Source organism: Actinomycetota bacterium (assembly GCA_036280995.1).
Lineage (GTDB): Bacteria > Actinomycetota > CALGFH01 > CALGFH01 > CALGFH01 > CALGFH01.
On record DASUPQ010000896.1, the window covers coordinates 1 to 2,368 of the forward strand.

The 2,368-nt window shown below is 73.1% G+C and carries 2 protein-coding genes; both read right to left on the minus strand.

Annotated elements, in window-relative coordinates:
• Positions 1–295: 295 nt before the first annotated feature.
• A complete protein-coding gene (locus VF468_29905; GenBank protein ID HEX5882500.1) occupies positions 296–649 on the minus strand; it encodes an Rv3235 family protein in 354 nt (117 codons plus the stop codon).
• A 493-nt stretch (positions 650–1,142) separates the two neighbouring features.
• A complete protein-coding gene (locus tag VF468_29910; protein ID HEX5882501.1) occupies positions 1,143–1,868 on the minus strand; it encodes a hypothetical protein in 726 nt (241 codons plus the stop codon).
• Between the last annotated feature and the right edge of the window lie 500 nt (positions 1,869–2,368).

Consider the following 2,368-nt stretch of genomic DNA (forward strand, 5'->3'; position numbering starts at 1 on the left):
GGCGCGCAGGTTGGACCGGGCGATCTGACGCTGGCGCTGGCGACGGCGGAGGCGGAGGTCGCGAGCGGTGGGCTCCTGGTCGTTGTCGATGGTCGCGTCGAGGCGGAGCCTGGCGGCGCTCGACGGCCGCAACTCCTTCCAGTAACCCTCCGCCACTCCGGCCATCTCGACCCCCGAACCGTCAAACCACCCGGACCCGCTCCGCCGTGCTCCAGGACCTGGGTCGCCCTGCGATCCCCGAACCACAGTTCCCATGAACCCATCTTGTCTTCGTCGCCGATCCCGATCCGGTTCATCATGACGATCCGTCGTCTCGGCCGGGTGTCGTGGCCGTGTCGGTCTCGTTACGCCACCAGCGAAGCTCGGTCACGATCCAGCGGCCGCCGCCGGCGTCCAGGCGGAGCGCCACCGGGCGGACGAGGTCGCCCTTCCGCACCACCGCCACCGTGTCCGCCAGGCCGGGCAAGTCCTCCTGGCAGCAGATGGAGATGACCGAGCGGCCACTGGGAAGCGGGCCACCTCGCCGGCCGATGCAAGGCTCCAGCTCCTCCCAGAGCTCGCGGCTGACGACCCGCTCCAGCTGGCTCACGCTCCGGCATCCGGCCTCCACCTCGAGCAGCGCCAGTGCGATCTCCCGTGTCACGGCCACCGGGGACGGCAGGTTGGCTCTGGCCCGCCGCCGCGCCGCTCGCAGATCCCGCTCCGCCGGGTCCCGCACGACCACGAACCGGTTGCGCCGAGCCGCCGCCCGCCGGCGTTGCTGTTGCTCCTGCCGCGTCCGCCCCTCCGAGGCCCCGGGCAGATCCGGAACCGGCTGGAGCGGCTGCGCCGTTCCGGGTCCGGCGGCCCGCAACGGGGCCGTGGTCGTCTGTGCCGGGGTCGGCTGCTGCGATGGTGTCTGGGCTGATGAGGTCGGCGCTGGCGTCCTCTGCAGCGGCACCGACGCGGGCCGGGCCGCTCCATTCCGGATCTCGTCCTGCTGCCGGGTGCCTTCCTGACCTGGCCACTGCGGCGCCGACGTCGTCACGGAGGCAACCTCCTCTATTTGCTTCCATTTACCTTCGTTTGACTCTATTACATCCCGTTAGCTCTCCGCACAAGGTCATGCACAGGCCGAATGGCGGACGTTGTCGGCGGAGCGATCAGGGAGTGACCGCCAGCGTCCACCGAGACCCGGCGGCTGGGCGGTCGAGGATTCCTGCCATGAGGCAGGCCTCGAACGTGGCCGCCACCTGCGAGGCTGAGGCAGCGTGGCCGGCGGCTTCCGGCGCCGCCGCACCGGGATCGCCAGCCCGGGCCAGGTGCAGCGCAGTCCAGCCGTTGAGGACGGCGGCGTGCCATCCATCGGCACGGGCCCTGGCGGCGACGCGACCGGCTTCGCGTCCCAAGCCAAGCTCCGAATCACGGCCGATCACCAGCCCGCACGCCATCCCCCAGGTTCGCCTGGCCCACCACGCCCGCAGCACCAGCGCGCCTCCGGGCGGGGGAGTGATCGCGAGGACGTTTCCGAGGCCACGGAGCGCGACCACCGCCTGGGCGGACACGCCGTACGGCCCCTCGCAGGTCACGACGGCCCCGGCGCTCGCTCGCCATGCCATCGCGCCCGCCGCCGGCCGCCAGCGCCGCAGCGGCGCGGGAAGCCCCCGTGCCCCGGCAGCCCCCACCCCGGCGAGGGCGACAGCCGGCGCGACCGCCACCAGCCCAGGCAGCCCCGGACCCAGCGTCAGGCGCGCTCCCATCCCGGGAACCCCTGTGACCTCATCGACCCGGCCGGCGGCTCGCACCCCCGCCGCCCGTTCGATCTCCGCGATCGCCTCGGCGGCACCCGCCAGCCATCGCGTCCTGCCAGGGGCTCTGAACAGGACCATCGACTGGACCTGATCTCCCGTCCACTCCCGTTCCGCTGGCCGCACGGCGCTGGCGGTCCGGCGGGCCGAATGATCAGCGTCGTGATCTGGTGGCCGCTCGATCGCGAGCGCGACCTCGGTGGCCCACGAGGGCAGCTCGGCCGGTCCAGTGATCCGGTACGCGTACCAGCCAGGTCGCGGCCTGGGGACGTCCCAGCCCGCACGGGTCCGCCGTCTCCGAGGCTGGTGGGCGCCGGACCCGGCGGTGGGAACCGGAGGAGGGCCACTGGCGTGGGGGTCGGTGGTCGACCCGGGCGTCAGGAAACGGTGCAGGTTGTCGCCACCGTGCCCCGTGCGCTTGCCGTCGATGCCGCCGTCGGGATGCCAGTCCGGGTTCAGGTTGGGCGAGCTCACGGCAACCCGCCGAAGTCGACCTGGCGGACGGTCAGCCCACGAGGCCCAACCGCAAGCTGGACGCGTACCGGGACGAGGTAGCTGGCACGGCCGACCGGCGGGCGGGC